This window comes from Ralstonia sp. ASV6 (genome assembly GCF_016429285.1).
Lineage (GTDB): Bacteria > Pseudomonadota > Gammaproteobacteria > Burkholderiales > Burkholderiaceae > Ralstonia > Ralstonia flaminis.
On sequence record NZ_JAELUI010000023.1, the window covers coordinates 1 to 24,082 of the forward strand.

Sequence of the window (24,082 nt, forward strand, 5' to 3'; positions counted from 1 at the left end):
CGTGGTGGCCGTGCCGTGCTGAACGCACGCCGCGCCAAGGGCCGCAAGCGCCTGGCGATCTAAGACTGCCGCGCCCCGGGTGACGGCTTCTGGCCGTTGCCCATGGCTTTTGCCGCAGTCTTACCCCCAGCCGGCGATGGGCCTGCACGCCTACCCCAAAGCCGCAAGGCTGACGAAAACGGATGAGTTCTCATCCGTTTTTGCTTTGCGGCCCGTCCGGCGTAGTCGTCACTTTGTGCTGTATGTGCGCGCCAACGGGCATCCCCAGGCGCGCCTGGGCGTGGTGATCGGCAAGAAATTTGCCAAGCGCGCCGTCGAGCGCAACCTCATCAAGCGCCAGTGCCGCGAGCTGTTCCGCCTGCGGCAGCCGTCCTTGGGTGGCCGCGACGTGCTGATCCGCCTGCACGCCAAGTTCCCACGCCAGGACGTGCCCACCGTGGCTGCCTTCAAACGCATCTGCCACGAAGAGTTGTCGCACCTCTTTGAGATTGCGACACGGCCACTGCCTGCACCGCCCGCCACACCCTCTGCCCCCCAGCCTGCCACCGGGGGGGCGCCATGACGCGCGTGCTGTTGTTTCTGCTGCGCATCTATAAAGTGGCGTTCAGCCCCTTCGTGGGCGCGCAATGCCGCTTCCTGCCGACCTGCTCCGACTACGCACGCGACGCCGTGCTCACCCACGGGCCTGGGTACGGCAGTTATCTTGCGGCAAAACGCCTATGCCGCTGCCATCCGTTCGCACAAGGCGGGTATGATCCTGTGCCGCCCGCCGCTGGCGACGCTGTGCACCGCTCCAACGATTCCGCATCGACCGACGCGACCGCAGCCGACACTCAGGCTGCGCGGCCGTCGATTCACCTTCCCAGACCGTAATCCGACATGGATATCAAACGCACCATTCTCTGGGTGATCTTCTCGCTGGCGGTTGTCCTGCTGTTCGACAACTGGCAACGCGCGAATGGCCACCAGTCGATGTTCTTCCCGACGCCGCAGACGGCCACGACCACCGCCGCGCCGGGCAGCACGCCCGCAGGCGACGTGCCCAAGAGCGCCACGACCACCGCAGCAGCAGGTACGCAAGCGGCGCCGGCCACCGGCGCAGCGTCGCAGGCACCGGCTTCGGAAAAGATCGTCATCACGACCGACGTGGTGCGCGCCACCATCGACACGGCCGGCGCCATCGTCACCAAGCTGGAACTGCTGGACCAGAAGGACCACGACGGCAACCCGGTGGTGCTGTTCGACCGCAGCATCGAGCGCACGTATCTGGCGCGCTCGGGCATCATCGGTGGTGACTTCCCGAACCACACGACAGCGTTCACGGCATCGGCCGGCCCGCGTGACCTGGGCACGGGCAACGACGTCTCCATCACGCTGACGGCCGACAAGGGCGGTGCCAAGCTGGCCAAGACGTACGTCTTCAAGCGCGGCAGCTACGTGATCGACACGCGCTTTGACGTGACCAACGACGGCACAGCACCGATCAACCCGACGCTGTACATGGAACTGGCCCGCGACGGCGGCGCCGTGGAGCAATCGCGCTTCTACAGCACGTTCACCGGCCCGGCCGTGTACACCGACGGCGACAAGTTCCACAAGATCACCTTCTCCGACATCGACAAGGGCAAGGCACACGTGCCGACCCCGACCGACAGCGGCTGGGTGGCAATGGTGCAGCACTACTTTGCCTCGGCCTGGATTCCGGCGGACAACGTCAAGCGTGAGTACTACGTCGACCGCGTCGACACCAACTTCTACCGCATCGGCATTCAGGAGCCGCTGGGCACGGTGGCGCCCGGCGCCAGCGTGTCGGCCACGGCACGCCTGTTCGCCGGCCCGCAGCAAGCGCGCATGCTTGAGGCCATCACCCCGGGCCTGGATCTGGTGAAGGACTATGGCTGGCTGACCATCGTCGCCAAGCCGCTGTTCTGGCTGCTGGAGAAGATCCACGGGCTGCTGGGCAACTGGGGCTGGTCGATCGTCGCACTCACGGTGCTGATCAAACTGGTGTTCTTCCCGCTGTCGGCCACGAGCTACCGTTCGATGGCGAAGATGAAGGACCTGCAGCCGCGCATGACGGCCATCCGCGAGCGTCACAAGGGCGATCCGCAGAAGATGAACCAGGAGATGATGACGCTGTACCGCACCGAGAAGGTCAACCCGCTCGGCGGCTGCCTGCCGATCGTGATCCAGATCCCGGTGTTCATGGCGCTGTACTGGGCGCTGCTGTCGTCGGTGGAAATGCGCGGCGCGCCGTGGATCGGCTGGGTGCACGATCTGTCCGCACCGGACCCGTTCTACATCCTGCCGGTGCTGATGGCCGTGTCGATGTTCGTGCAGACCAAGCTGAACCCGACCCCGCCGGACCCGGTGCAGGCCAAGGTGATGATGTTCATGCCGATCGCGTTCTCGGTGATGTTCTTCTTCTTCCCGGCCGGCCTGGTGCTGTACTGGGTGGTGAACAACTGCCTGTCGATCGCACAGCAATGGTCGATCAACCGCATGCTGGGCACCAACAAGAAGGCGGCACCCGCCAAGTAAGGCGAACGCGCCTCAGCAAAATGGGCACCCTCGGGTGCCCTTTTTTCATGCCACTTGATAACGAACCTTATGCAGGCGCGTGGCAGACCGCCTCGATATTGTGGCCGTCCGGATCGCGCACAAAGGCGCCGTAGTAGTTCGGATGATAGTGCGCACGCACACCGGGGGTGCCGTTGTCAGTGCCACCGGCCGCCATGGCTGCTGCGTAAAACGCCTCCACCTCGGCACGCGACTCCACACGAAACGCCACGTGCAGCGGTGGCTTGTTTGGTCCCTGCCCGGCTGTCGCAGCAGAAATCCAGAACTCCGCCTTGCCCGGTGGGCCAAAGCCGGCCACATCGGTGTGGCCCGTCACGGCGGCGGGAAACTCCAGCACCTTGGCCAAGCCAATGGAGCCCAATGCCTGTTCGTAGAACCGCTTGCTGGCCTCGAAGTCGCTGACGACGACGCCGGTGTGATCGATCATCCGAATCTCCCAGGTTGGAAACTGGCGCGCAACTGCACGGCTGCCGCACAATACCGCCCATGACTGCTGCTGACCACCCCACGACCTTGCCAAACGCTTCCGACGCCCCGCGCGCGCCCATCCGCACCATTCCCATCGCGGCGATTGCCACCGCGCCTGGGCGGGGCGGCATTGGGGTCGTGCGCGTGTCGGGGCCTGATGTGCGCGCCGTCATGCAGGCCGTATGCGGCCGGCTGCTGACGCCGCGCCAGGCAACCTACCTGCCCTTCCTTGACGCCGACGGCGGCGCCATCGATCGCGGCATCGCACTGTGGTTTCCGGCGCCGCATTCATACACCGGCGAAGACGTGCTCGAACTGCAGGGCCACGGCGGCCCGGTGGTGATGCAGTTGCTGCTGCAGCGCTGCCTGGTTGCCGGGCGCGAGATCGGCCTGCGCGTGGCCGAGCCCGGCGAATTCACGCGCCGCGCCTTTCTCAATGACAAGATGGACCTGGCGCAGGCCGAAGCCGTCGCCGACCTGATCGAAGCCAGCACCGAAGCTGCGGCACGCTCGGCAGCACGCTCGCTCGATGGTGCGTTCTCGCAGGCTGTGCATGCGCTGGTCGAGCGCGTGATCCATCTGCGCATGCTGGTGGAAGCGACGCTGGATTTTCCGGAAGAGGAAATCGACTTTCTGGAAGCGTCTGATGCGCGCGGCCAGCTTGCCGGCATTCGCACGGCGGTTGACGGTGTGCTGGCGCAGGCGCGACAGGGCGCACTCCTGCGCGAAGGCCTGCACGTGGTGCTGGCCGGGCAGCCGAACGTGGGCAAGTCGTCGCTGCTCAATGCGTTGGCCGGCGCCGAGCTGGCCATCGTTACGCCCATCGCCGGCACCACGCGCGACAAGGTGCAGCAGACCATCCAGATTGAAGGCATCCCGCTGAACATTGTCGACACAGCCGGCCTGCGCGAGACGGAAGACGAGGTGGAGCGCATCGGCATCGAGCGCACCTGGGCCGCCATCGCGCGCGCGGATGTGGTGCTGCATCTGCTGGACGCTGCGGACTACCGCAGCAACGGCCTGTCCGCCGAAGATGCCGCCATCGACGCACGCATCGCTGAACACGTACCCGCCGGCGTACCGACGCTGCGCGTCATCAACAAGATCGACCTGACAGGTGTGGCCGTAGCGGGCCATGTGGATACCGAGCCGCCAGAGGTGTGGCTCTCGGCGCGCGACGGCGTGGGCGTGGAGTTGCTGCGCGCGGCATTGCTGGAGATTGCCGGTTGGCAAGGCGGCGGCGAGGGCCTGTACCTGGCGCGCGAACGCCATCTCGCAGCCTTGCGCTCAGCCAAGGAGCACCTGGCCTTTGCGGCCGAGCATGCCGATCAGCAAGCGCAATCGCTCGATCTGTTTGCGGAAGAGCTGCGGCTGGCGCAGGAAGCGTTGAACAGCATCACGGGAGCGTTTTCCAGTGATGATCTGTTGGGGGTGATCTTTAGTCGGTTCTGTATTGGCAAATAGCGAGCGACCCGCTGAGACGCAGGGCCGCCCGCCAAGCGCATCCCTCACCCACCAACCCGAACCACCACCTTGCCAAAGTGCCGCCCCGACTGCAGGTAGTCATACGCGGCTGGCACCTCATCAAAACCGAAGACACGATCGACCACCGGGCGGATCTGCTGCACGTCGACCAGACGAACCACCTCATCGAGCACCGTGCGGCTGCCGACGATCACGCCGTGCAGGTGCTTGGCAACGTCGAACAGGCTGCGCAGGCCGAAATCCACGCCCGCAAAGCCGCTCAGCAAACCCGTGATGGAGACGACACCACCCAGCCGGGTGGCCGCAATCGAGCGCGCCATCGTGTCATATCCGCCCACCTCCACCACCACGTCGGCACCCGCGCCACCGGTCAGTCGCAACACTTCGTGCTGCCACTCGGGCACGGTACGGTAGTTGATGGTTGCGTCGGCGCCGAGCTGCCGTGCGCGCGCCAGCTTCTCATTGCTGGATGAGGTGATGATGGCGCGCAGCCCCGCCGCCTTTGCCAACTGCAGCGCCCAGATCGAAACGCCACCCGTGCCCAGCAGCAACGCCGTCGCGCCCGGCTTGACCACGGTATTCGCGAACAGCGCGTTCCAGGCCGTGATGCCCGCACAGGAGATCGTGGCCGCCTCCTCAAAACTCAGATGCGCCGGAATGGCGGCCAGCGTGGATTCGTCAGCGACAAACTGTTCGGCCAGCACACCGTCAAACGTGGCACCAGGCGATTCAGCAATCTTCCAAAGTGCGATTTCACCGTCGATCCAGTTCGGGAAATAGGTGTTGATCACGCGATCCCCCGGTTTGAGCCGTGTCACGCGCGGCCCCACCGCAACCACCTCGCCTGCGCCATCGCTCAGCGGAATGCGCGGTGTGCCATCGATGCCTGGGTAGTCGCCGCGTGCGGCCATCCAATCGCGGTAATTGAGGGAGGCAGCCCGCATACTCACGACTACCTCGGTAGACCCCGGCTCGCGCGCGTCCGTGTCGATCTGCTGCAATCCCGCAATGCCGTGTCCCGGTCTGACTTGCCATGCTTTCATGTGAGTTCCCCGTTTCAATGAAGCACCGATCTTATTGTTTCCATATGAGACGCATTGACTCCATTTGGTAGACTTACCGTCGCCCACCAGGCGCCATTTGATCAACCGAAACGGAGCAGATTTGGATGGACGATCGGCTCAGCGGCGTGGCCGAATTTGTGAACGTGGTCGAGTCGGGCAGCTTTGCGGCGGCCGCGGCGCAGTTGGGGGTCACGCGCTCGGCGGTGGCCAAGGTCATCGCCCGGCTGGAACACCGCCTGAACACGCGGCTGCTGCAGCGCACGACCCGCAGCCTGAACCTGACCGGCGAAGGGGCGCTCTATTACGAGCAATGCAAACGCCTGCTGACCGAGTTGAGCGAAACCGAAGCGGCCTTGCTCGCCAGCCGGCGCGAACCGACCGGCCGATTGCGGATGACCGTGCCGGTGCTGTTCGGCAGACAGTGTGTTGCGCCGGTCATGCGTCGATTGATCGAGCGTCACCCGCTGCTGGAAGTCGAGATCGCATTCAACGACCGCATGGCCGACCTGGTGGAAGACCGCTTCGACATCGCCGTACGCATGGGCCCGCTGCCGGATCACGCCACGCTGGTCAGCCGCCAGCTGGGCTTCAACCGGATGGCACTCTGCGCGTCGCCCGCCTATCTCGAACAGCATGGCCAGCCGGCAACGCTGCGCGATCTGGACGCACATGCCTGCATCGTCTACGCGCGCGGCGCGCACCACACGCCGTGGCGCCTCCCCGGGCCGGATGGGCAGATGCAGACCTATCAGCCCGCATCACGCCTGCGGTTGGACGACCTGCTCTCCATCGCTGACGCCGCAGCAGCCGGTGCTGGCCTGGCATGGCTGCCCTGCTGGCTCATTCCGTCATACTTGAACGCTGGCCAGCTCACGGTCGTCATGGGCCATGAGGGCGTGCTCGATACGCAGGTCAACGTGCTCTGGCTGAAGACCCGCCATATGCCGCTCAAAGTGCGCGTGGCCATCGATGCCCTTGTCGATGAGGTGCCTCGCCTGCTGACGCAAGCCTGAGCGACCGAATCCATTCATCAACGGAGAATCCGGTGCGCAAGTACCGCCACTACCTGAACAACCGCGTCGTACTGGGCCTGACGTTGCTCGGCCTATCGGGCGCCGCCACGGCACAGGCCGGCTATACGCTGATGCCCATACACAACGGCGTCAATGCGCTGAAGCTGCGCGGCTACGATGCCATCGCCGTCCGTGCATGGCGCGAGAACTTCAATGCGCACAGCTTTGATGTGGTGACCTTCTTTGTGCGCGACGGCGCAGCAGGCCGCGCGCAACCCTGGAGCCTCGTGCCGATCTTCCGCCGCAATGACGGTGGCGGTGGCAACGAGAAAGAGCAACTGCACGTGACGACCAGCGGTGGCGCAGACTGCCTGCTTCACGACTTCCGGCTCCTGCTCGCACAGGGCGGCAAGCCCGCCGTGCTCATCCTCGCCAACCGCGAAGCCGGTGCTAGCTACGCGGCCGATGCCAACGTGCGCTTCGACTACTACGTGCTGACAGAGAACACCGATGGCACACCGGGCTATCCCAAGCTATCGTTCCGCTGGCAAAAATCTCAGCCCGCACGCGCGCAATACTGCGACGTGAACCGCGCCTTCGACCAGGAGCTGCATCTGGGCACGTCGAGCGGCACCGCCAACGTGGCGGATGGGCCGTAACCCATACAGTCAGCCACCACCATGAGCGCCATGTCCACCTACCCCGTCTCTGTCAAAGGCGTGCTGCGCGCACCCACCGGCGAGGTCGTCCTACTGCTCAATGAGCGCGAAGAGTGGGAACTGCCCGGCGGCCGTATCGAGTTGGGGGAATCGTCCACCGAATGCCTCGCGCGCGAGATTGCGGAGGAGCTGAACCTGGCGGTGCAGGTCGGCGCGCCGATCGATACGTATCTATTTGAGGTCGTGCCGGGCAAGCATGTGTTCATCGCCACGTATGACTGCACGCTGGTCGGCCCGTTTGCACCGGTGGTCAGCCACGAGCACAAGCGGCTCGGGCTGTTTGCGCCGGACACGCTGCCGATGCATCTGCCTGACGGGTATCGCGCGTCGATTGCAGCCGTGTGCAGTCGGAACCCATGACACCGATGCGCGCCCTGTTCATCTGCAGCCGCAACCGGCTCCGCAGCCCGACAGCCGAGACCGTCTTCGCACAGTGGCCAGGCATCGAAACCGACTCCGCCGGCTTGGCGCCCGACGCGGACGTGCCGCTCAATGTCGAACAACTCGACTGGGCCGACGTCATTTTCCTGATGGAACGCAGCCATCAGCCACGGCTATCGCAACGGTTCAAACAACATCTGCGCGGTAAACGCGTGGTCTGCCTGGAAATTGCTGACGACTACACGTTCATGCAGCCGGAACTCGTTGCCCTACTCGAGAAGCGGGTGGGCCCACATCTGCGCAAATAGCCTAAGGCTCAATCCCCGCCCCACCGCCAGCGCGGTGGTTCGCCTTTCCACCAGCACACCAGCACGAGCAACAGGCTCAGCGCCAGCGTATAGAGCACGAAGCTCACCGGCTCGGCATGCGGGCGCAGCACAGCGATGCCCGCCGCCAGCAGCACGGCATAAATGGCGATCACCACCCAGCCTTGCCAGCGAGACGGCAGCCCCCAGCCCCAGCCGTAGCGCTTGGCGGGGAACCAGTAATCGTTGGAGTGGGTTGGCATCGTCGTCTCGATAAGCTGGGGTCAATGGACGGATGCGTCGTCCCCCGCAGGCTTGGGCAGATGGGCTTCAGCCTCGGCATTACGGCGCGCCGCACGCTCAACGCCAATGTACTCGATGGCAAACAGTGCAAGGATGGCCAGCAGGGCGCCCGCGCCGAGCAGCCAATGGCTCATCAGGTTCATGATCGAAAGACGCATTGCGTCCGCAGTCTGGGATACCTGCAGCGTACGGCTGTGCCCGTCAAAAAGTCGTAAAGAGAGGCGGGCACCGCGCAAAATTCGCGTCTACGGCAAGACGAGGAACGGGCGAGACGAGGAAAGCTCTGCGCGACAAACGCCAACAGCCAGCCGGTCAATCACCGCTGGCGGAAGTCGTTTGCAACAGAACATGCGCGCGAAGGCGCACCGAAGCGGCGGAGAACGGCACTTAGGCCATCAACCGCATCTTGCGAGCTTCTGTATCGGGGGTTGGAGCGTTGGCCGGGCCCCGAAAGAGCTTCCGGGTGCGTGCAAGGCACGCTACGAACCAAGCTCGGCGAGTTGGAAGTCGACCGACTTCACACCGCCAACGGCAGCACCCAGTTGGTGCTACCGGAACAACTACGCGATCTTAGTAGAGCTTCTTCGGCAGCATTTGCGAGCGCAGGCGTTTACGCGTACGCGACACAGCGGCAGCCTTCTTGCGCTTGCGCTCGGTCGTCGGCTTTTCGTAAGCGGTACGGGCGCGCAGTTCCTTGATCAGGCCAGTGCGCTCAATTTCACGGCGGAAGCGGCGCAGTGCAACTTCGACCGGCTCGTTTTCTTTCAGACGGATGGTGGTCATCGGGTCCCTTGCTCAGTATTCGGGTGGACGGCGAAACAGCGGATTATATACCGCCCAGAGGGCGTGCAGTGTAGTTGAATTGGTTTACCGATGCAAGCATCGGCTTTGCGTGCCCAATCAGGCACTTTTGCACCGTCCACCGTCGCGTGGAGACGACGGCAGACGGTGCGCGCTGAAGGGTCAGCGAGCCGGCGTCATGTCCGGTGCGACGGGTGCCACGCCCGGCGCAGCCGTCGGTTGCGCCTGCTTGGCAGCGGCAATGGTGCTGCTTTCCTGCAGGCCACCGCCCAGCGCCGTGTACAGATCGATGGCGTTGGTCAGGCGGGCCAGGCGCGTCTGCACCAGAGTCTGATCGGCGCTGAACAGATCGCGTTGCGCATCCAGCACGTCGAGGAAGCTCGACACGCCGTTGCGATAGCGTTGGTCCGACAGCGTCAGACGCTCAGCCGTGGCATCGCGGAAGCGCTTCTGTGCAGCCACCTGCTCTTCCAGCGTGCCGCGCGCCACCAGGGCGTCAGACACTTCCTGGAACGCGGTCTGGATGGTCTTCTCGTAGGTGGCGACTGCGATCTTCTGGTTGGCCTTGGTGGAGTCCAATTGGAAGATGCGCGTGCCCCAGTCGAAGATCGGCAGCGTGAGATTCGGCACGAACGACCACAGCCCCGTCCCGCTCTTGAACAGGTCATGCAGTGCGCCGCTGGCCGTGCCCACGTTGGACGTCAGCCCGATGCTCGGGAAGAACGCCGCACGCGCAATGCCGATGTTGGCATTGGCGGCAATCAGCTTCTGCTCGGCCTGGCGGATGTCCGGGCGCTGCTCCAGCAGCTCCGACGGCAAGCCCGGCGGGATGTCGGCCACGATCTTTTCCGACGACACGGTGGTCGGCGGTGGCAGATCGGCCGGCAGCGGCGCACCCACCAGCAGTACCAGCGCATTGGTCGCCTGGGCGTACTGACGCGTCAACTGTGCAACGGCCACACGCGCCGATTCGACCAGCGTCTCGGTCTGGCGCAGGTCCAGCAACGACGAGGCACCCACGTCAAAGCGCTGCTTGGCGAGCTTGTAGTAGTCCTCGCGACCCTTCAGGGTCTGCTGGGCCAGCTCAAGCTGCTCGGCGTAGGCGCGCTCGTTCAGGTAAGCCTTGGCCACTTGCGAGATCAGGCTGATCTGCGCGGCACGCTGGCCCTCCGCGGTCGCCAGGTAGCTGGCGCGCGCGGAGCGCGTCACGTCGCCCACGCTGAACAGGTTGACCTGGTAATTGCTGATACCGACACCAAGCTGGTACTGCTTGGTGACGATATCCGACCCGGTCTGCGAGATCGACTGCGGCGTCAGGCTGCGCGTGTACGTTGCAGCCGCGTTGACCGGCGGCAGCAGCTCAGCAACTTGCAGACGGTACTGCGCGCGCGCTGCCTCGATGTTGAGCACGGCGATGCGCAGGTCGCGGTTGTTTTCCAGCGACAGGCCGATCAGCTTCTGCAGGCGCGGATCGGGGAAGAACTCGCGCCAGCCGAGATCGGTGGCGCGCGGGGCGTTTTCGCCCGGCTTCGCGCTATCAGCCGGCACGGCATAGCCGGCCGGTGCCTGCGGATACGTGCTCGTTACCGGAGCATCCGGGCGCTCATAGGTCGGCGCCAGCGAGCAGCCAGACAGCACGCCGGCAGCAAGCAGGAGCGCCGGCAATAGCGCAGGGGTTCGAAAGGTCATCGTTTTCTGCATATTCAGATTTCCTCGTCCAACGGACGGTGCGCGGCATCCAGGCGGCGTTGACGCTCGCTGCCCTTGAAGATGCGACGGACCACCACGAAGAACACGGGCACCAGCACCACAGCCAGCACCGTCGCGGTAATCATCCCGCCCATCACGCCGGTACCGATGGCGCGCTGGCTGGCGGAGCTTGCACCGGTGGCAATTGCCAGCGGCAGCACGCCCAGGATGAAGGCGAACGACGTCATGATGATCGGGCGGAACCGCAGATGCACGGCCTCCAGCGTGGCTTCGATCAGGCCCTTGCCTTGCGCCTGCAAGTCCTTCGCAAACTCGATAATCAGAATGGCGTTCTTAGCGGATAGACCCACCACCGCAATCAGGCCGACCTTGAAGTACACGTCGTCAGGCATGGCGCGCAGCGTCACGCCCAGCAGTGCGCCGAGCACGCCCAGCGGCACCACCAGAATCACCGCCGCCGGGATCGACCAGCTTTCGTACAGCGCAGCCAGCACCAGGAACACCGCCAGCAGCGACAGCGCATACAGCGCAGGCGCCTGCGAGCCGGAGGTCTTTTCCTGCAGCGACTGGCCCGTCCACTCGTAACCGATACCGGCCGGCAGCTTGCTCGCGAGGCGCTCCATTTCAGCCATGGCCTCACCCGTACTCGCGCCAGGCACAGCATCACCCGACAGGCGGATCGACGGATAGCCGTTGTAGCGCACGAGCTGCACCGGACCGACGATCCAGTGGCCCTTCGCGAACGTCGACATCGGCACCATGTTGCCCTGCCCGTTGCGCACGTACAGGTTCATGATGTCTTCGGGCTGCATGCGGTTGATCTTGTCCGCTTGCACGATCACGCGTTGCTGACGACCGTAGTTCGGGAAATCGTTGGCGTACGCCGAACCCAGCGCCGTCGACAGCGTGGCGTTGATGTCAGTGAACGACACACCCAGCGCGTTGGCCTTCTCGCGGTCGATATCCACCTGGTACTGCGGCGAATCTTCCAGACCTTCAGGACGGACGCCCTTGAGGATCTTGCTCTTCGCAGCCATGCCCAGGAGCTGGTTACGTGCAGCCATCAGCGCATCGTGGCCCAGGCCAGCACGGTCCTGCAGACGGAACGTGAAGCCCGTTGCATTACCCAGTTCCGGGATCGGCGGCGGGTTCAGCGGGAACACGATCGCATCGCGAATGCCACCGAACAGCGCACCAAAGGCACGGCCGGCCACGGCGTCAGCGGATTGATCCGGGCCGCGCTCCTTCCAGTCCTTGAGCGTGGTGAACACCAGACCAGCGTTCGGGCCGTTACCCGAGAAGCTGAAGCCCTGCACAGCCACCATGTTCTCGACGGCCTTTTCGTGCTTGTAGTAGTTCTCGACCTGCTTGATCACTTCCAGCGTGCGGTTGGCCGATGCGGCCGGCGGCAGCTGGATGTTGGTCACGATATAGCCCTGATCTTCGGTCGGCAGGAACGAAGACGGCAGGCGCAGGAACAGGAACACCACCGCAGCGATCAGCACACCGTAGATCACCATGTAGCGGAAGGTCTTCTTCAGCATGCGCTCCACGAAGCTCTGATAGCCATTCGTGGTGCTCGTGAACATGCGGTTGAACCAGCCGAAGAAGCCCTTCTTCTCGTGGTGCGAGCCTTTCTCGATCGGCTTGAGCAGCGTCGCGCACAGTGCGGGCGTGAGCGTCAGCGCCATGAGTGCAGAGAAGAAGATCGACGACACCATCGACAGCGAGAACTGGCGGTAGATCGCACCCACCGAACCCGAGAAGAACGCCATCGGGATGAACACGGCCATCAGCACCAGCGTAATGCCGATGATGGCGCCCGTGATCTGACCCATGGCCTTGCGGGTGGCTTCTCGCGGGGGCAGGCCTTCTTCGGCCATGATGCGCTCGACGTTTTCCACCACCACGATGGCATCGTCAACGAGAATACCGATCGCCAGCACCAGGCCGAACATGGTTAGCACGTTGATCGAGAAACCCATCGCGTTCATGGTGGCGAATGCGCCCAGCAGCGAGATCGGCACCACGATCGACGGCACCAGCGTGTAGCGGATGTTCTGCAGGAACAGCAGCATCACCAGGAACACCAGCACCATGGCCTCGAGCAGCGTCTTGACCACTTCCTCGATCGAGATCTTGACGAACTTGGAGGTGTCGTACGGCACCTTGTATTCCACGCCCGCCGGGAAGTACTTCGACAACTCTTCCAGCTTGGCCTTCACGGCCGTGGCGGTGCCCAGCGCATTACCCGTGGGCGAGAGCTGCACGCCAATGGCCGAAATCGGCTGACCGTTGATCCGCGCAGACGTCGAGTAGGTCTGGCCACCCAACTCCAGGCGCGCCACATCCTTCACTCGCACCAGCGAGCCGTCCGGCTTGGCCACCAGCACGATGTTGCCGAACTGCTCGGTGGTCGTGAGCTGGCCTTCCACCACGACGGTCGCCGCAATCGGCTGATCAGAAGTGGAGGGCAGGTCGCCCAGCGTACCGGCCGACACCAATGCGTTCTGGTTGCGGATCGCGTTGTAGACGTCGGTCGGGGTCAGCTTGTAGCCGACCAGCTTGGCCGGGTCGATCCAGACGCGCATGGCGCGTTCCGTACCGAACAGGATGGCCTGACCGACACCCGGCACGCGCTTGATTTCGTTGAGCACGTTACGCGAGATGTAGTCACCCAGCGCCACCGGATCCATCTTGCCGTCGGTCGATGCCAGCGTGGCGAACAGCAGGAAGTTGGCGCGGGCCTTGTCGACCTGCACGCCCTGCTGCGTCACCTGCGCGGGCAAACGCGCTTCCACGCGCTTCAGGCGGTTCTGCACGTCCACCTGCGCCAGCGCGGGGTCCGTACCGGCCTTGAACGTCACCGTGATCTGCGCCTGGCCGTTACCGCCCTGGCTGACCGACTCCATATAGAGCAGGCCATCCGCGCCGTTCATTTCCTGCTCGATGATGCTGGTGACAGATTCGTCCAGCGTCTTCGCGTTCGCACCCGGGTACGTTGCCGTGATGATGATCGATGGCGGCGCAATGGTCGGGTACTGCGAAATCGGCAACTGGGTGATCGAGATCGCCCCGCCGATGATGATGAACAGCGCGAGCACCCAGGCAAAGACTGGGCGATCGATAAAAAACTTTGCCATGCGATGGCTCCTTGTTTACTGCTTGGCTGCCGGCGTGCTGGCAGCGGGAGTGCTTGCGGCAGGGGCGCTGGCCGCAGGTGCTGCGCCTGCCGGAGCACCCTGACCCGGCTTCTGACCTGCCGGCGTGGGCTGCCACGGCACCGCCTTGACCGGCGCACCCGGGTGGACCTTCTGCAGGCCATCGACGATCACCTTGTCGCCAGCCTTCAGACCGCTGGAGACAATCCACTCCGTACCGGTCGAGCGATCGGCCTGGACCTGGCGTACGGCAGCCATGCCCTTCTCGTCGACGACCATCACGGAGGCGCCGTCCGGGCTGCGCGTCACGGCCTGTTGCGGCACCGTGATGGCTTGCTCGTCCACCGCCTGCTCCAGGCGCGCGCGCACGTACATGCCCGGCAGCAGCGTACGGTCGGCGTTCGGCACGATGGCGCGCAGCGTGATGGTGCCCGTGGCCGGGTCCACCGTCAGGTCGGAGAAGTACAGCTTGCCCGGCTGTGCGTAGGCGCGGCCGTCTTCCGTCACCAGCGTGACCTTGGCAGCGTTGTCGCCCGACTTGACCAGCTTGCCGGCCTTGAGCGCTTCCTGCAGGCGCAGCACTTCGGTGCTCGACTGCGTGAAGGTCAGGTAGATCGGGTCGATCTGCTGCACCGTGGTCAGCAGCGTTGCCTCACCCTGGCCAACCAGCGCGCCTTCGGTGATCTGCGCCAGACCGGCACGGCCGGCGATCGGCGAAGTGACACTGGCGTAACCGAGGTTCAGCTTGGCGGTTTCCACGGCAGCGCGCGCAGCGGCAACGTCAGCGGTGGCCTGCTTGGCAGCAGCCGTTGCATCGTCATAGTCCTGCTTGCTGATAGCGTTGGTGGCAACCAGCGGCTTGTAGCGCTCGGCCTTGAGCTGCGCCTGCGTTTGCGTGGCTTCGGAGCGCGCCAGTTGCGCTTTCGCGCTGTCGAGCGAGGCCTGGTACTGCGCCGGGTCGATCTGGAACAGCTGCTGGCCAGCCTTTACGTCACTGCCTTCAGCGTATGAACGCTTGAGCACAATGCCAGCGACCCGTGCGCGCACCTGGGCCACACGCGTGGCTTCCAGACGGCCCGGCAACTCGCTGGTCAGACCAACGGTATGCGGCTGCACGGTCACAATGCCGACTTCGGTCGGAGGCATGCCGGCGCCGCCCGGCCCTTGTGCCTGCTTGTTGCCGCAAGCTGCAAGCGCCACCACCATGAATGCGGCGGCAGCGAGTTGGTGATAACGGCGGGTGTTCGTCATAGATGACCCCATGTGGCGATAAGCGGAATGCCGGGCGCCGCGCCGCCACGCAAACGAATGCGTGTGCTGCGCCGGCAAACCGTCAGCGAAACCAAAAAATACAATTGAAACGCACGATCCTAGCCGTATCCGATGGCATGCGATACGGCGTTTGCGACGAAGTCGCAACAAAACGGACTCAACGACGCGAGAACGAGCGCGATTTGCTGCAGTGCTTCACCTAGTCACAAGACGCCCGGGCTGTGGAATTGACCAAGCCGATGTGGCGCATGTTGCAATGTGCAAGAGGCGAAGTGCGCGCTATTATAGATACGTTCACGCATGTATGTAAGCAGGACCCATCGGCAAAGCAGGGCCATTGTTGCAACTTTTGCTGACTTCGTTGCAATGGCGGAACCGCGCGGGATCGGGGCAGAATGCGGCCCATCAAGGCCCGCAGCGCCTGCAATGCAGGCCGTAGCATTGCGCAATATGAAATAATGCGTTGCCAAAGATTGTGCGACGCACAAAAGCGAATCAAAAGAACGCCGTCAGGGTGAGCCGGCGTTCCTCTGGAAGATCATGGTCAGACGAACCAAGGAAGAAGCACTGGAAACACGCAACCGCATCCTGGATGCGGCAGAAGACGTGTTTTATGCACGTGGCGTAGCGCGCACGTCGCTATCGGACATCGCGCAGGCCGCAGGCGTGACGCGCGGCGCCATCTACTGGCATTTTCGCAACAAGGCTGACGTGTTCGCCGCCATGTGCGAGCGCGTGAAGCTGCCAATGGAAACCATGTGCACCCCGCTCGGGGTGGAGGCTGACGACCCGCTGGGGGAACTGCGCACGGTGGGTAACTTCCTGTTGCGCCAACTGGTGGAAGACGCGCACTGGCGCAAGGTCTTCGAGATCATGTTCAACAAGTGCGAGTTCGTGGAAGACACGAGCCCCATCCTCAAGCGTCAACAGGAATCGTTTGAGGAAGGCATGACGCACCTGACCAGCATCATCGAACAGGCAACGCGGCGCGGGCAATTACCGGCTGACCTGGATATCCCCCTGGCGGTGTCGCATTTCCATGCCACGTTCAACGGCATCATGGGCGACTTCCTTTTCTATCCGGATGCGTCCTCCCTCGCCAGCAAGCGTGAGCGCCTCATGGACGCCTGCATCGACACCCTCAAATACGCCCCTTCGCTGCGCCTGGCCCAGCCGGCAGCACTCGCCAAGGACTCCGTATGAGCACGCCCACCTTCGATCAGATGGTGTTTGCCGGCGGCGGCAACCGCTGCTGGTGGCAGGCTGGCTGGTGGGATGTCGTGCAGCCCGAACTGAGCCTGGCGCCGCGTGTGATCACCGGCATCTCGGCCGGCGCATCGACGGCCTGCATGCTGCACGCGTGGAACTCCGCCGAGCTGATGGACTACTACGGCGAGACCCTGCGCCACAACAAGCGCAACGCCCACTGGGGCAACCTGCTGCGCGGCGAGCGCGTGTTCCCGCACTACGGCATGTACCGCACGGCGCTGCTGACGGTGTTTGGCGAGGGCCGTTTCGCGCGGCTGGCGCAGGCGCCCGAAATCCGCATCGGTGTGGCGCACATCCCGCGCTGGATGGGCGCGCGCACGGCCGTGGCAGCGGGGCTGATTGCGTACAACATCGAAAAGCACGTCCGCAAGACGCTGCACCCGACGCTGGGCCGGCGCCTGGGCTTCACGCCCGAATTCGTGCGCGCGCAGGATTGCGCCTCGCCTGAGGAGCTGGCCGACCTGCTGCTGCAGTCGGCTTCGACCCCGCCGTTCACGCCGGTACTGCGGCGTGGGGGACGGCCAGTGCTCGACGGCGGCATGGTCGACAACGTACCGGTGCACGCGCTGGACCCGACCCCGGGCGATGCGCTGGTGCTGGTGACGCGCCTGTACCCGCGCCCGACGTTCTTCCGCATGGATGTGCCGGTGGCCGGCGGCGTGCAGCGCCGCTTTTACGTGCAGCCTTCGCGCAAGGTGCCGATCTCAAGCTGGGACTACACCCGCCCGGGTGCCATGCGCGACGCCTATGCGCTCGGCCGTCATGACGGCGAAACCTTCCTGCGCGAACTTCCACGCGGGTTCGCCGAACCGGTGGCTGCGTAGCCATCGCAATCAGGCAAGCGGCGGGCGCGCCGTTTGCTGCACACGGTGCGCCCGCCGGCGTGCCGCCATGGCCGTCCGGCCGATGCCACCTTGATGGACAGACGGACACCGCCATGCCCGCAAAATCCGCAGCTTCCTTTGATTTGATCGTGATCGGCGCCGGCTCGGCCGGGCTGGCGGCCGCACGCCATGCAGCGCAGTTGGGCGCGCGCACGCTGATCATCGACCGCGCGCAGGTAGGCGGCACCTGCGTCAACCGTGGCTGTGTGCCCAAGAAGCTGCTCGGCTACGGCGCGGCCTGGTCACAGACGATCGCGCGTTGTCTGCGTGCGACGCATGCCGCCGATGCCTGGAGCCAGGCCATCGCCCGCACCCGTGCGGAGGTGGCACGCCTGAACGAGGTTTATCACTCGCACCTGCTGGATTCCGGCGTGCAGTGGCTGACGGGCATCGCCTCGCTGCGCGGGCGCGGCATCGTCCGACTGCACAGCGAGACCGGCAAGACCACGTTGCGCGCGCGACAGGTCGTGCTGGCCACCGGCGCGCACCCCGTGCCGCTGCCAGTGCCCGGCGCCGAACTCGCCTGCAGCTCTGACGACGTCTTCGGCTGGGACGCACTGCCCGCCTCGCTCATCATCGTGGGCGGTGGCGTGGTGGCGGTGGAGCTGGCATCGATGCTGGCGCGCTTTGGCGTGCGCGTGACGCTGCTGGTGCGCGAGGCACGTGTGCTGCCCGAATTCGATGTCACCGTATCGGAAGCCACGGCACAGGCCCTGGCCCGCTGTGGCGTCGACCTTCTATCAAACGCCCACGTCGTGCGTGTGGAGCGCGATGCGGTCAACGGCGATGGCGTGGCCGTCTACGTGAGCGACGACGCTTCCAGCGAGATCCCGCGCGTGCTGCGTGCCCAGCGCGTGCTGGCCGCCATTGGCCGCGCACCAACCACGGCGGGTCTCGGCCTGGAAGCGGCAGGCGTCTCGCTCGATGCGCGCGGGGGGATAGCCGTGGACCGCCACTTCCGCACCCGCGCGCGCGGCGTGCATGCCGTGGGCGATGTCAGCAGCGGGCAACAGCTCACGCCCGTGGCCACAGCACAAGGGCATTACGTGGCTGAACGCCTGTTCGGCAAGGGGCTGAAGGGGATGCTGCGGCTGCCCGACATGAATACGGTGCCGACAGCTGTGTTCTGCGACCCGGCCATCGCCACCGTGGGCTTGACCGAAGCTGACGCGCGCACGCGCTGGCCTGACCGCGCAGACAACGACAAACGCGCCACCGCCGACCGTATCGACGTTGTGGTCCGGCGCTTTGTCTCGCTCGAACAGCGCTTTGCCGGCACCGGCATGGAATCGCTGATCAAGCTGGTGTGCAACGCGCGCAGCGGGCGCGTGCTCGGCGCGCACATCGTCGACAACGCCGCGCCCGAGATCATCCAGGCGCTGGCGGTGGCGGTGCGGATGGGGGTGCGGCTCAAACACCTGCGCACGACCGTGGGCCTGCACCCGACCGTGGCGGAGGAACTGCTGAGCGTGTAACGGCCTGCGCGCTGGAACGCACTCATTCAACTTTCCTGACCCCCGCCTCCAAATCCATGCATGTTGCACGCGCAGGGGTGGCGCAGAATGGTCGCCATATTCTTCAGGAAATTTGACATGCTTCCCGTGCTCTATCTATCTCATGGGTCGCCGATGCTGGCGGCCGATCCAGGCCCCGTCGGCAAAGCCCTGGCTGCACTTGGGCAAGAGATGGCGACGCTCAGCCCCCGCGCCATCGTGGTCGTCTCGCCGCACTGGATGACGCGCCGCCCGGCTGTCACCGCCCGTGCTCAGCAAGAGGCCTGGCACGATTTCGGCGGTTTTCCGCCGCAACTCTATGCGCTGGAATATGCGCCACCGGGCGCACCCGATCTGGCCGAGCGCATCCGCGCGCTGATCGATGGCAACATCGTGCCGGGACTGGAGGAACAGGCCTCGACCGTGCTCGACCCACGCCAGCCGCTAGACCACGGCGCCTGGGTGCCGCTGATGTTGATGTTTCCTGAGGCGAAGATCCCCGTGGTACAGGTGTCGCTCATGCCGGGCCTGTCGCCCGCATGCCAGATGGCGATGGGGCGCACGCTGGCACCGCTGCGCGACGAGGGCGTGCTGATCATTGGCTCGGGCAGCTTCACGCACAACCTGCGCGCGCTGATGCGCGGCCCCGGCACGACGCAGCACGGCGTGCCGGTGGAACCGTGGGTGGATGCGTTCCGCGAATGGATGCTGGAAGCTATGACTGAAGGCATCCGCAGTGGCGATTTCGCCACCTTCTGCGACTACCGGGCGCAAGCCCCGCAAGCCGCCCACGCCCACCCGACCGACGAGCACCTGATGCCGCTGTACGTGGCACTGGGAGCAGCGATGGGGCAGCCTTCACAGGCCACGGCCGGCGGCGTGCAGGCCCAGCACGTGGTCGACACCGTCACCTACGGCTCATTGGCAATGGACAGCTTCCGTTTTGACGGCGCAGGCGCCAATCAACCGCAGCTTCGCGCCGCGGCTTGAACTCAAAAAACTCGTGTTGAACCTGTTCACGATCCGTAGCGAGCGGTCCGAGGTTGGTCCGCGCAGTAGGATCGCGGACAGGTTCAGGCGCGGATCAGCGCGGGCGCCAGGGCCGTCGGATTGACCACGCTATCGACGTTGCCCTGCAGAACATCGAGGATGTTCTGGAACGCGATGCTGAAGTACAGCTCGTAGCTTTCGCGCTCCACATAGCCGATGTGCGGCGTGCAGATACAGTTCTCCATGCGCAGCAGGGTGTGGCCCTGCAGGATGGGCTCCGTCTCAAACACGTCAATGGCGGCCATGCCCGGGCGCCCGCGGTTGAGCGACGTCACCAGCCCGTTTTCTTCCACCAGCTCGGCGCGGCTGGTATTGACGAAGAGGGCGGTCGGCTTCATGCGCGTCAGGTCGGCCACCGTTACGATGCCGCGCGTCTCGTCGTTCAGGCGCAGGTGAACGGACAGCACGTCTGACTGCTCGAACAGCGCCTCTTTCGATTCCGCCACGCCAAAACCATCGGCTCGCGCGCGCTCCTGCGAGCCCTCGCGGCCCCACACCAGCACATTCATGCCAAAAGCGCGACCGTAACCGGCCACAAGCTGGCCGATCTTGCCGTAGCCAAAAATCCCCAGCGTCTGGCCCTTCAGCACGCGGCCGATGCCAAAGTTGGGCGGCATGGTCGTCGACTTCAGCCCCGATTGCTGCCACGCACCGTGCTTGAGACTCGCCACATACTGCGGAATGCGGCGCTGCGCGGCCATCACCAGCGCCCAGGTCAGCTCGGCCGGCGCCACTGGCGAGCCCTTGCCCTCCAGCACAACCACGCCCTTGTCGGTACAGGCATCCAGGTCGATATGGCTGCCGGCATCGCGCGATACGCGGCCGGTCTGGCTGATGATCTTGAGTTTGGGCAGGCGATCGAGCAACTGACGCGTCACGCGCGTGCGCTCCCGGATCAACACGATGGCTTCAACGTCCGCCACGCGTGCGGCCAATTGCCCCACGCCTTTGACGGTGTTGTTGAACACTTTGACTTCGTGGTCCTGCATCAGGCTGAAGCAATCCAGCTTGCGAACAGCGTCTTGGTAGTCGTCCAGTACGGCAATCTTCATCGACATCTCACTTCGAACAATGGTGCGCAGCAAAAAACAGCGATCCCTCGCGGTGGTATTCTTCCCATCCCTCGTCGCACGACAATCCGTTGCGACGTTTGGAATTGCCCGCCGCGGGCACGCAATTTGCGCTGCCTCGCTGGTGACGAGTCCTTGTTCTAGGGTCTGTTGACCTCGGTCCCGCCACTTTAGCGCACGCGGCCCCCGCTGCCCGGAAAAACCCACGTTCCGTCAGTGCACCGCTTTGTAACTGAATGTGAAATCAGCACGGCTCCTGTCCTTCCGCCTGCGTTGCCCCTCCCACTGGAAATCGCGGATCCGGCCCGTTCACGATGCGCCGTCGATCGCTTTCCACTCCGCCGCCGGGCGCCCTGGCCCTGGCTGCCGTGCTGATCTGCCACCGCTTTCTTTTTCACTTCCATTGGAGTTTTGGTCATGAATCAACCCGCGATGCAGGGCGTGCCCGCATTGAACGTGCCCGATTACGTGAAACACCCGCGCCTGGTCGCTTGGGTGGGCGAAATCGCTGCACTCACCAAGCCGGAGCGCATTGTCTGGTGCGATGGCTCGCAAGAGGAGTATGACCGCCTGTGCGCCGAGATGGTCGCCGCCGGCACGATGAAGCAGCTCAACCCGGCCAAGCGCAAGAACTCGTTCCTGGCGCTGTCGGACCCGTCGGACGTGGCGCGCGTGGAAGACCGCACTTTCATCTGCTCGCAGAAGAAGGAAGACGCTGGCCCCACCAACAACTGGACGGCCCCCGCCGAGATGCGCCAGACGCTGAACGGCCTGTTTGATGGCTGCATGCGCGGCCGCACGCTGTACGTGGTGCCGTTCTCGATGGGTCCGCTGGGCTCGCCGATCGCGCACATTGGCGTGGAACTGTCGGACAGCCCGTACGTGGCCGTCAACATGCGCATCATGACCCGCATGGGCCGTGCCGTGTATGACGTGCTGGATACCGATGGCGACTTCGTGCCGTGCGTGCACACTGTCGGCAAGCCGCTGGCTGCTGGTGAAAAGGACGTGCCGTGGCCGTGCAACCCGACCAAGTACATCGTGCACTTTCCGGAAACGCGCGAAATCTGGTCGTTCGGTTCGGGCTACGGCGGCAACGCGCTGCTGGGCAAGAAGTGCTTCGCACTGCGGATCGCCTCGACCATGGGCCGCGACCAGGGCTGGCTGGCCGAGCACATGCTGATCCTGGGCGTGACCTCGCCGGAAGGTAAGACTTACCACGTGGCGGCGGCCTTCCCGTCGGCCTGCGGCAAGACCAACTTTGCGATGCTGATTCCGCCGGCCGGCTTCAACGGCTGGAAGGTGACGACCATCGGCGACGATATCGCCTGGATCAAGCCCCGCCAGGACGCCGACGGCCAGACGCGCCTGTACGCCATCAACCCGGAGGCCGGCTACTTTGGCGTGGCCCCGGGCACCAGCGAGAAGACCAACTTCAACGCGATGGCCACGCTCAAGGAAAACGTCATCTTCACCAACGTGGCGCTGACGGACGACGGCGACGTGTGGTGGGAAGGCATGACGGATACGCCGCCTGCGCACCTGATCGACTGGCAAGGCCAGGACTGGACGCCGGAATCGGCCAAGGAAACCGGCCGCAAGGCCGCGCACCCGAACGCGCGCTTCACGGCGCCGGCCGCGCAGTGCCCGTCGATCGACCCGCAATGGGACAACCCGGCCGGCGTACCCATTGATGCGTTCATTTTCGGTGGCCGCCGCTCGACCACCGTGCCGCTGGTGACGGAAGCCCGCGACTGGACCGAAGGCGTATACATGGCCGCCACGATGGGCTCGGAAACCACCGCCGCCGCCGCTGGCCAGCAAGGCGTTGTGCGCCGCGACCCGTTCGCCATGCTGCCGTTCTGCGGCTACAACATGGCCGACTACTTCGCGCACTGGCTCAAGCTGGGCGACCAACTGGCAACAAGCGGCGCCACGCTGCCGAAGATCTTCTGCGTGAACTGGTTCCGCAAGGACGAGAACGGCAAGTTCGTGTGGCCAGGCTTCGGCGAGAACATGCGCGTGCTGAAGTGGATGATCGACCGTATCGAAGGTCAGGCACAGGGCAACGAGAATGTCTTCGGTGTGTCGCCGCGCTACGAAGAGCTGCGCTGGGAAGGCCTGGACTTCACGGCCGAGCAGTTTGCCAAGGTGATCTCGCTGGATGCCGCCGCCTGGAAGCAAGAACTGGCGCTGCACGACGAACTGTTCACACAACTGGCGAACCACCTGCCGCAGGCACTGCCGGAAGCCAAGGCGCGCCTGGAGGGCCGCCTGCAGGGCTGATGCGCACGCTCTCCAGAAAAAGCCCGCCGCGTGCGGGTTTTTTTTTGCTCACTGCCGGCGCTTGCTTAAGCAGCGAGCAGTAATCCTAAAGGTTTAAATTGCGCGATTTACCCCTTTCAACAAAACAGTCCACTTGATTTAAATTTAATTGAATTGCGTTGTAAAAAATACCTCCGCGCACAGATGAATGCACGTTATGCCATTGAAAACATAATAGCCATGCATTTATGCGAATGACGAATCATTGCAAGCATGATGCGCCCCAAAACCATTGCCAGACATAGCTTTGTGAAGAGCGCATGTCAATCATTGACGTACGAAATGTACCGCCCCTAAAAAATTACCGACTTTTAAAAATGGTGCGTGACGAATTCCTGCGGGATTCTTATAATCCGGCAAAACAGGATCTCTCTTCCACGAGCCGGAGGGGGTATCCAGACAAGAGGAATCGGGAAAGGAAGGCTGGTCAATGCCATGTGCGGATGGGGATACCCCCCATCTTCCCGGTGCCCGGGGGGGCGCCGGCTCGGTTTTCGCGTAAGTGATGCCGCACCTTGTGCAAACGATTGCACAGTGCAGCACGCGACAAGAAGACCGGGGGGCCGATCAACCAATCCCAAACCACCCTGGATATACCAGGAGGCTCCGCCACCGATCGTCAACGGGACGGCAACACACGACGATCGCCCTGCTGATCCGCAAGGCCCGGCAGATGGCGCCCGAGAGGCACGACCAGCAGGCAAACGCGCAATGCCTGCACGGAATCCA

Annotated in this window: 23 protein-coding genes; 14 read left to right on the top strand and 9 right to left on the bottom strand. The window is 64.3% G+C overall.

The window, feature by feature from the left end:
• From JHD73_RS29730 to yidC, 4 genes are all read left to right on the top strand, one after another.
• On the top strand, positions 1-63 hold a 63-nt coding region (locus tag JHD73_RS29730; protein WP_199029006.1), incomplete at its 5' end, for a 50S ribosomal protein L34.
• 73 nt (positions 64-136) lie between these two features.
• The gene (rnpA, locus tag JHD73_RS06375) at positions 137-562 is read left to right on the top strand and encodes a ribonuclease P protein component (protein ID WP_199028922.1); all 426 of its coding nucleotides are present in this window, start codon (positions 137-139) and stop codon (positions 560-562) included.
• Positions 559-873, top strand: a complete 315-nt coding sequence (gene yidD / locus JHD73_RS06380; protein ID WP_199028924.1) for a membrane protein insertion efficiency factor YidD — start codon at positions 559-561, stop codon at positions 871-873. The genes rnpA and yidD overlap by 4 nt, the downstream gene beginning before the upstream one ends.
• Positions 874-879: 6 nt before the next feature.
• Positions 880-2,541 carry a membrane protein insertase YidC gene (yidC, locus tag JHD73_RS06385; protein ID WP_199028926.1) on the top strand — a complete coding sequence of 554 codons (1,662 nt, stop codon included), beginning with the start codon at positions 880-882 and terminating at the stop codon, positions 2,539-2,541.
• Positions 2,542-2,608: 67 nt separating this feature from the next.
• Here the strand turns inward: yidC and JHD73_RS06390 are convergent, their stop codons facing one another.
• A complete protein-coding gene (locus JHD73_RS06390) occupies positions 2,609-3,007 on the bottom strand; it encodes a VOC family protein (protein ID WP_199028928.1) in 399 nt (132 codons plus the stop codon).
• 59 nt (positions 3,008-3,066) lie between these two features.
• On the opposite strand from JHD73_RS06390, the gene mnmE reads away from it, so the two are divergent.
• The gene (gene mnmE / locus JHD73_RS06395) at positions 3,067-4,512 is read left to right on the top strand and encodes a tRNA uridine-5-carboxymethylaminomethyl(34) synthesis GTPase MnmE (protein WP_199028930.1); all 1,446 of its coding nucleotides are present in this window, start codon (positions 3,067-3,069) and stop codon (positions 4,510-4,512) included.
• A gap of 44 nt (positions 4,513-4,556) precedes the next feature.
• Here the strand turns inward: mnmE and JHD73_RS06400 are convergent, their stop codons facing one another.
• Positions 4,557-5,576, bottom strand: a complete 1,020-nt coding sequence (locus JHD73_RS06400) for an NAD(P)-dependent alcohol dehydrogenase (RefSeq protein WP_199028932.1) — start codon at positions 5,574-5,576, stop codon at positions 4,557-4,559.
• A gap of 125 nt (positions 5,577-5,701) precedes the next feature.
• Between JHD73_RS06400 and JHD73_RS06405 the strand changes: the two genes are divergently transcribed.
• The 4 genes from JHD73_RS06405 to JHD73_RS06420 are packed head-to-tail and all read left to right on the top strand — an operon-like array spanning position 5,702 to position 8,018.
• Positions 5,702-6,610: a LysR family transcriptional regulator gene (locus JHD73_RS06405; RefSeq protein ID WP_199028934.1), complete on the top strand. Its 909-nt coding sequence runs from the start codon at positions 5,702-5,704 to the stop codon at positions 6,608-6,610.
• Between the two features lie 32 nt (positions 6,611-6,642).
• Positions 6,643-7,269, top strand: coding sequence for a hypothetical protein (locus JHD73_RS06410; RefSeq protein WP_199028936.1), 627 nt, complete (start codon positions 6,643-6,645; stop codon positions 7,267-7,269).
• Between the two features lie 30 nt (positions 7,270-7,299).
• Positions 7,300-7,689: an NUDIX domain-containing protein gene (locus tag JHD73_RS06415; RefSeq protein ID WP_199028938.1), complete on the top strand. Its 390-nt coding sequence runs from the start codon at positions 7,300-7,302 to the stop codon at positions 7,687-7,689.
• A 5-nt stretch (positions 7,690-7,694) separates the two neighbouring features.
• The gene (locus tag JHD73_RS06420) at positions 7,695-8,018 is read left to right on the top strand and encodes a low molecular weight protein tyrosine phosphatase family protein (protein ID WP_199029008.1); all 324 of its coding nucleotides are present in this window, start codon (positions 7,695-7,697) and stop codon (positions 8,016-8,018) included.
• A gap of 8 nt (positions 8,019-8,026) precedes the next feature.
• Here the strand turns inward: JHD73_RS06420 and JHD73_RS06425 are convergent, their stop codons facing one another.
• The 6 genes from JHD73_RS06425 to JHD73_RS06450 all read right to left on the bottom strand — a co-directional run bounded on the left by JHD73_RS06425 (position 8,027) and on the right by JHD73_RS06450 (position 15,241).
• Positions 8,027-8,278 (bottom strand): hypothetical protein, encoded by a 252-nt coding sequence (locus tag JHD73_RS06425; RefSeq protein WP_199028940.1) that lies wholly within the window; start codon positions 8,276-8,278, stop codon positions 8,027-8,029.
• Positions 8,279-8,299: 21 nt separating this feature from the next.
• Entirely contained in the window at positions 8,300-8,476 is a 177-nt protein-coding gene (locus JHD73_RS06430; RefSeq protein ID WP_199029016.1) for a hypothetical protein, read from the bottom strand.
• A gap of 412 nt (positions 8,477-8,888) precedes the next feature.
• Complete coding sequence (rpsU, locus tag JHD73_RS06435; RefSeq protein ID WP_003262970.1) at positions 8,889-9,101, bottom strand: 30S ribosomal protein S21; 213 nt, start codon at positions 9,099-9,101, stop codon at positions 8,889-8,891.
• 180 nt (positions 9,102-9,281) lie between these two features.
• Entirely contained in the window at positions 9,282-10,820 is a 1,539-nt protein-coding gene (locus tag JHD73_RS06440) for an efflux transporter outer membrane subunit (RefSeq protein WP_199028942.1), read from the bottom strand.
• 2 nt (positions 10,821-10,822) lie between these two features.
• The gene (locus JHD73_RS06445; RefSeq protein WP_199028944.1) at positions 10,823-13,972 is read right to left on the bottom strand and encodes an efflux RND transporter permease subunit; all 3,150 of its coding nucleotides are present in this window, start codon (positions 13,970-13,972) and stop codon (positions 10,823-10,825) included.
• Positions 13,973-13,987: 15 nt separating this feature from the next.
• Complete coding sequence (locus JHD73_RS06450; protein WP_199028946.1) at positions 13,988-15,241, bottom strand: efflux RND transporter periplasmic adaptor subunit; 1,254 nt, start codon at positions 15,239-15,241, stop codon at positions 13,988-13,990.
• Between the two features lie 561 nt (positions 15,242-15,802).
• Between JHD73_RS06450 and JHD73_RS06455 the strand changes: the two genes are divergently transcribed.
• From JHD73_RS06455 to JHD73_RS06470, 4 genes are all read left to right on the top strand, one after another.
• On the top strand, positions 15,803-16,465 hold the full coding sequence (locus JHD73_RS06455; protein WP_199028948.1) for a TetR family transcriptional regulator: 663 nt from the start codon (positions 15,803-15,805) through the stop codon (positions 16,463-16,465).
• Positions 16,462-17,355 carry a patatin-like phospholipase family protein gene (locus tag JHD73_RS06460; protein WP_199028950.1) on the top strand — a complete coding sequence of 298 codons (894 nt, stop codon included), beginning with the start codon at positions 16,462-16,464 and terminating at the stop codon, positions 17,353-17,355. Before JHD73_RS06455 ends, JHD73_RS06460 begins: the two co-directional genes overlap by 4 nt.
• Before the next feature lie 113 nt (positions 17,356-17,468).
• Positions 17,469-18,890 (top strand): NAD(P)/FAD-dependent oxidoreductase, encoded by a 1,422-nt coding sequence (locus JHD73_RS06465; RefSeq protein WP_199028952.1) that lies wholly within the window; start codon positions 17,469-17,471, stop codon positions 18,888-18,890.
• Between the two features lie 117 nt (positions 18,891-19,007).
• Positions 19,008-19,898 carry a class III extradiol ring-cleavage dioxygenase gene (locus JHD73_RS06470; protein WP_199028954.1) on the top strand — a complete coding sequence of 297 codons (891 nt, stop codon included), beginning with the start codon at positions 19,008-19,010 and terminating at the stop codon, positions 19,896-19,898.
• Between the two features lie 83 nt (positions 19,899-19,981).
• On the opposite strand, the gene JHD73_RS06475 is transcribed toward JHD73_RS06470, so the two are convergent.
• Positions 19,982-21,010: a D-2-hydroxyacid dehydrogenase family protein gene (locus JHD73_RS06475; RefSeq protein WP_199028956.1), complete on the bottom strand. Its 1,029-nt coding sequence runs from the start codon at positions 21,008-21,010 to the stop codon at positions 19,982-19,984.
• 435 nt (positions 21,011-21,445) lie between these two features.
• Here JHD73_RS06475 and JHD73_RS06480 point away from each other — a divergent pair, with 435 nt between their 5' ends.
• Complete coding sequence (locus tag JHD73_RS06480; RefSeq protein WP_199028957.1) at positions 21,446-23,314, top strand: phosphoenolpyruvate carboxykinase (GTP); 1,869 nt, start codon at positions 21,446-21,448, stop codon at positions 23,312-23,314.
• Positions 23,315-24,082 lie beyond the last annotated feature (768 nt).